The 5,646-nt window shown below is 72.9% G+C and carries 5 protein-coding genes; all 5 read right to left on the minus strand.

What is annotated here, in order from left to right; translation table 11 throughout:
* On the minus strand, window positions 1-299 hold a 299-nt coding region (locus CM1CMNOD_RS14350), incomplete at its 3' end, for a Mur ligase domain-containing protein (RefSeq protein ID WP_242625455.1).
* A 61-nt stretch (window positions 300-360) separates the two neighbouring features.
* Window positions 361-2,736 (minus strand): peptidoglycan D,D-transpeptidase FtsI family protein, encoded by a 2,376-nt coding sequence (locus CM1CMNOD_RS14355; protein WP_237702780.1) that lies wholly within the window; start codon window positions 2,734-2,736, stop codon window positions 361-363.
* Window positions 2,733-3,635 (minus strand): hypothetical protein, encoded by a 903-nt coding sequence (locus CM1CMNOD_RS14360; protein WP_013874322.1) that lies wholly within the window; start codon window positions 3,633-3,635, stop codon window positions 2,733-2,735. The genes CM1CMNOD_RS14355 and CM1CMNOD_RS14360 overlap by 4 nt, the downstream gene beginning before the upstream one ends.
* Window positions 3,632-4,711, minus strand: a complete 1,080-nt coding sequence (gene rsmH, locus CM1CMNOD_RS14365) for a 16S rRNA (cytosine(1402)-N(4))-methyltransferase RsmH (protein WP_013874323.1) — start codon at window positions 4,709-4,711, stop codon at window positions 3,632-3,634. The genes CM1CMNOD_RS14360 and rsmH overlap by 4 nt, the downstream gene beginning before the upstream one ends.
* Window positions 4,712-5,113: 402 nt before the next feature.
* On the minus strand, window positions 5,114-5,545 hold the full coding sequence (mraZ, locus tag CM1CMNOD_RS14370; protein WP_013874324.1) for a division/cell wall cluster transcriptional repressor MraZ: 432 nt from the start codon (window positions 5,543-5,545) through the stop codon (window positions 5,114-5,116).
* Window positions 5,546-5,646: the final 101 nt, after the last annotated feature.

Raw genomic sequence — 5,646 nt, forward strand, 5'->3', positions numbered from 1 at the left:
GTGCCCGTGCCGACCGACCGGGCCGTCGCCGCGATCTGGTCGGCGCCGGCCCGGTCGGTCAGCACGGCCACGGCCCCGGCCGCGACCGCCTGCCGGACGAAGGCGGCCCCGTGTGCGCGCGCGCCGGGCAGGGCCGCGTACAGGTCGCCAGGACGCACCGCGCGGGAGTCGTGGGTGATCCCGCGGACGACAACACCCGCCACAGCACCGCCGGTCACCGCGAGACCGTCGTATCCGACGGTCAGCTCGGTGAGCGCCCGTGCGGGCGAGGCGACCGGACGCAACACCGGTGAGGTCACGGCAACGACACTAGTAGCCGGCCCGCCGGGACCTGCGTCGGGTCACGACGGGCACGGCGGGTCAACGACCCGCGTCCAGATCGAGAACGAGCTTCGGCGCGCTCGTGCCGGACGGAGGCACACCCAGCGTCGTCAGCGCGAAGGTCATCACCCGCTGGAACACCGGCGCGGCGACCGTCCCGCCGAAATGGCCGTCGCGGGGGTTGTCCAGGACCACTTCGACGACCACCCGGGGCTGGTCGGCCGGGGCGAAACCCACGAACGACGCGACATAGCCGTCGTAGCGGCCGGTGGGGCCCACCCGCTGCGCCGTCCCGGTCTTGCCCGCCACCCGGTATCCGTCGATGGCCGCCAACGGCGCGGTCCCCGAGTCGGTGGTCACCGACTCCAGCATCTGCGAGACCGTGGCCGCGGTGGCCTCACTGATCACCCGGACGCCGGGCTGGCGGGGCGTGGCGCGCACGGCCCCGTCCGGGGAGATGGTGCTGTCCACCAGCCGGGGCTCGACCCGCACGCCCCCGTTGGCGATGGTGGCGTAGACCGAGGCCATCTGGATCGCGGTCGCGGACATCCCCTGCCCGTAGGAGATCGTGGCCGCCTGCTGGACGTCCCACTCGGCGGCGGGCCGCAGGATGCCGGCGCTCTCCCCGGGGAAGCGCAGCGCGGTCCTGGCGCCGAGGCCGAAGTCGCGCAGCGCGCTCTCCAGGCCGGCCGGGCCGATCTTGCGCGCGATCTGGATCGTCCCGAGGTTGCTGGACCTGGCCAGCACCCCGGCCGCGGTCAGGTGCTCGACCCCGTGCGGCTCGGCGTCGGTGAAGGTCCGGCCCGCGATGCGCATGTTCGGCGGCACCGTCACCGGGGTCTCCGGCGTGATCAGGCCACGGTCGATCGCCGCGGCCATCGTGATGACCTTGTTGACGCTGCCAGGCTCGTAGACGTCCTGGGTGGCGCGGTTCTTCAGAGTGGCCGGATCGGCGGCGGCGACCTTGTTGGGGTCGTAACCGGGCGCGTCCACCATCGCGAGGATGTCCCCGGTGTCCGGAACCATGGCCACGACGCTGCCGCCGTCGGCGTGGGTCGTGCGCACGGCCTCGGCCAGCGCCTGCTGCGCGGCCCACTGGATGTCGCGGTCGAGGGTCAGCCGCACGCTCGAGCCCGGCACCGGGTCGGATTCCCGACTGGCCGCCGACGGGATCATCCGCCCGGCCGGGTCGACCTCGACCCGGCGCAGGCCGTCTGTCCCGCGCAGCACCCGATCGTAGGCGCTTTCGATGCCGCCGCTGCCGACGATCATTTCGTTGTCACCGATCGTGGTGAACCCGACGACGTTGGATGCGAGCGTGCCGGACGGGTAGAGGCGCCGGCGCTCCTCCAGGACGCCGATGCCAGGCAGCCTCAGGTCGGTCACGGCCTTGCCCACCGCCGGGTCCAGGCTCCGGGCCAGGTAGGCGAAACGTCCGCTGCCGGCGAGTTTCGGCTGCAGGGTGTCGGCGGGCACGCCGAGCAGCGGCGCGAGGGCGGTGGCCACGGCCTTCGCGTCAGTGACGTCGTGCGGGTCGGCGTAGACCGCGCGCGCCTCGACGTCCTGCGCCAGCGTCGCTCTGCTGCGGTCGGTGATGACACCGCGGACCGCGGGCAACGCCACCGTCCGCAGCCGCTGCTGCTCGGCGCGTTCGGCGTAGGTGGAAGCCTGGAACGCCTGCAGCTGGGTCAGCCGACCGGCGAGCACGACCAGCGCCGCGCAGAGAACGACGACCGACACCCGCAGCCTGCGGCGCGGGCTACCCAGCCGCATGGGCGGCCGGGACGCGGCGACGCGCGCCGCCGGCCGGGCCGCGGGACGGGCTGACGAACGGGCTGAGGGATGAGCCGTGGTGCCACCCGGTCCGCCCGTCCGGCCACGTGGCATGGTCGGCTGGTGGCTCCCGGTACGAACGGGCCTGCGTCCCCGGCGCTGGTTCGACGACCGGCCCGGGCGCCGCCCGCCCACCCGGCTGCGGTCCAGCTGGTGACCGTCCGTGTCATGGACATATTCGTCCTGGTCATGGACGTATCCGTCGCGTCCGGACGCGCCGCCCTCGCGGTAGCTGTCGTCAGGGTGGTCGTAGTCGGAGTAACCGGAGTAGCCGTAGCCGGAGTAGCCCTGGCCATAGCCTGGGTGGTCGTAGTCGGGGTGGTCGTAGCCGGAGTAGCTGTCGTCGACGTAGCCGTCGTCGGGGCCGCCGCCCCAGCGGTGGGGATCCCCGTGGGCGGTACGGGAGGCGGAACCGGCGGCCGTGGCCCGGTAGCCGTCCGGATCGGCGTAGCCGGCGGCGAACCCGCCGTGGCCATCCTCATACTCGTACCACCGATCAACAGCGCCACTACGAACAGGAGTGGATGCTTTACGTGATCGCGATCGGCCACGCGCGGCCCCACGGTGCACTGTGGAGCTCACCGGGCACCCGCGGCTGGTGACCCGCCCGCGGTCGACGCGTCACCAGCGGGGCCTCCCACGGCGGCCGGTGCGCCACCAGCCGGTACGCCGGCGGCCGGTGCGGCTGCCGGCTGCGCACTGCCCGTACCCGCCGTGGCTCCAGAGCCCGCCGTGGCGCTGGAGCCTGTCGTGGCTCCAGTACCCGCCGTGGCTCCAGGGCCCACAGCACCGCCGGCTGGCCGGCCCGGTGGCGGCACCACCACGACGACGAAGCCGGAGGACGGCTCCGCACCGATCACCCTGGCACCGGGCGGGAGCGGGGCGCCGGCCGGCAGGTAGTACGGGATGCCGCCGGGGACCATGCCGAGCTGCGCCGCCCGGGCGGCGAGGTTCGCCGGGTCGGACAGGTTGTCCAGCCGCATGGACAGCGCCTGTTCCTCGTCCATGAGATCGGACGAGTCCTGCCCCAGGTCGTGGACCTTGAACGCGCTCTGCGCGAGCGCCGTGTTGAGCAGCAGCAGGCCCATCAGGCCCGCGCCCATGAGCAGCAGCAACAGGATGACGAAGGGCGCCCGGGGAGCGTTCCCGCGCACGGGGGGCTGGCCGACACGCAGCGGTGACGGCGTGGACGGCCGGCCCAGCCCGTCCACCCGCCGGCGTGGCCGGTCCAGGACCGGGGCGGCGGTGGCCGCCCCGCCCGCCGGCCCACCGGCTCGCCCGCCCAGGGACGGGATCGGGATGGCGGTGTCGGCGTGCCCCCGGACCGCCGCCGAGGCGGGCAGCGTGTCGTACACCGCGGCCGACGCCGCGTAGCCGTAGCGGTCGGCGCGGGCGGCCTGGTGCGGCGTGCGGGCGGGCGGCGTGGCCGCCTTCGCCCTGCCCCGGCCCTGCCGCGCCAGCAGGGGGGCCAGCGCGCTCATGCCGCACCTCCGGCTGCCCCGCCTGGGCCGGCCGGCCCAGGCGTCCCGAATGCTCCGAATATCCCGGACGTCCCGGACGGCGGGGCGATCCGCTCGACGGCGCGCAGTTTCGCCGCGGAGGCCCGCGGGTTGGCCGCCACCTCGTCCGCAGACGGTGTCTCCCCACCGCGGGTGAGCCAGCGCATCGTCGGTGCGGCATCCGGTGGGATCACGGGCAGATCCGGCGGTACGTCAGGGCGTACCCGCGCGGCGAACGCCCGCTTGACCATGCGGTCCTCGAGCGAGTGGTAGGCAAGCACGACGAGTCTCCCCCCGACAGCGAGCGCGTCGAGGGCTGCCGGCAGCGCCCGGGCGAGTGCCTCGAGTTCGCCGTTCACCTCGATCCTCAGCGCCTGGAACGTACGTTTTGCTGGATTTCCACCGTTACGACGTGTTGCGGCCGGAATAGTCCGGCGGACGAGATCGGCCAGCCGCGCCGAGGACACGAACGGCTCACGGGCGCGTTCGGCGACCACGGCCGAGGCGATTCGGCGGGCGAAGCGTTCTTCTCCGTAGTGGCGGAGGATGCGGGTGAGCTCGTCGGCGTCGTAGGTGTTCACGACGTCCGCGGCGGTGCGGCCCCGGCCGGGGTCCATCCGCATGTCCAGGGGAGCGTCCCGGGAGTAGCTGAATCCCCGCTCGTCGGAATCGAGTTGCAGCGAGGAGACGCCCAGGTCGAACAGCACGCCGTGCACCTCGGTCAGGCCGAGGGCGTCCAGGACGGTCGGCAGCTGGTCGTACACGGCGTGCACCAGGGTGGCCCGGTCGGCCCGGTCGGCCAGCCGGGCGCGGCTGTGCTCCAGCGCCTGCGGATCGCGGTCGAGACCGATCAGGCGGGCCGTCGGGCAGGCGTCGAGTAACGCGCTCGCGTGACCGGCGAGGCCCACGGTGGCGTCGACCAGCACCGCCTCGGGCCTGAGCAGGGCCGGCGCCAGCAGGGCGACGACACGGTCGGAGAGGACGGGGGTGTGTGTGGCCTCCACCTCGACCTCCTCGAACGGTTTTGTGAACCTCGCGGCGGGAAAGATGCGGTTCATCCGCGATCGCGCTCGGTGAAAATCGCGGTGTACACCTACAGACGATGTGAATGGATGTGACGAACCGGTGCTGTCGGCTGCGCGACAGCCGGCCGGATGACTGCTACCGGATAGCTGCTACCGGGTGACTGCTGGGCGTGCGGATATGCGGGAAACACGTGCGCCAAGGCGGCCTGGCGTCATCACCGGTCCCGAGGGCCCGGCGTGTGCCCAGGTCCCGCCCCGCTCACGCCACCGGACACCGGGGAAGTGGTGTCCGGTATGGAGCGGGGGGAGACCTCGGCGCACACCTGATGCCCCGGGCTGCAGCGGCACCGAGGGCGGCGCGAGGACTGCCGACGGTAGTCGGTCGGCGCTCCCGGCCGAGTGTGTCCGCTTCGGACGATGACGTTCGGACGACGCTCAGATGACGCCGGGCAACACCTCCTCGGAAAGCGCGGCGAAGTTCTCCTCCTGGCCGGCCAGATAGGTCTCCCAGCGGGCCGCGTCCCAGATCTCCACCCGGGTGTTCGCGCCGTTGACGACGCAGTCCCGGGTGAGTTCCGCATACGTCCGCAGGGCCGGCGGGATGGTGATCCGTCCCTGCCGGTCGGGAACATCGTCCGAAGCCGAGGAAAAGAAGACGCGGCTGTAATCCCGTAGAGCTTTTGCCGTAACAGGCGCGGCCCGCAGGGACTCGCTGATCCGGGTGAACTCAGCCATGGGGAACACGTAGAGACAGCGTTCCTGCCCCTTGGTGATCACGAGCCCCCCCTCCAGCTCCTCGCGGAACTTCGCCGGCAGGGTGAGCCGGCCTTTGTCGTCGAGTCGTGGCGTGTGGCTGCCGAGGAACATCGGCGGCCTCCTCGCCCGTACCCGAGAGATTCATGGCCGTTCAAACCCCACCCTGGTCAGCCTGACAGCGCCTCCGCCCCCCACTGCGCGCCACTGTACCC

Source organism: Protofrankia symbiont of Coriaria myrtifolia, assembly GCF_900634755.1.
In the GTDB taxonomy this organism is placed as follows: Bacteria; Actinomycetota; Actinomycetes; order Frankiales; family Frankiaceae; genus Protofrankia; species Protofrankia coriariae.

Excerpts from the sequence above, each read along its gene's own strand:
- CM1CMNOD_RS14360 (WP_013874322.1), bottom strand. The coding sequence starts at position 3,635 with ATGAGCGCGCTGGCCCCCCTGCTGGCGCGGCAGGGCCGGGGCAGGGCG.
- rsmH (WP_013874323.1), bottom strand. The coding sequence starts at position 4,711 with ATGAACCGCATCTTTCCCGCCGCGAGGTTCACAAAACCGTTCGAGGAG.
- mraZ (WP_013874324.1), bottom strand. The coding sequence starts at position 5,545 with ATGTTCCTCGGCAGCCACACGCCACGACTCGACGACAAAGGCCGGCTC.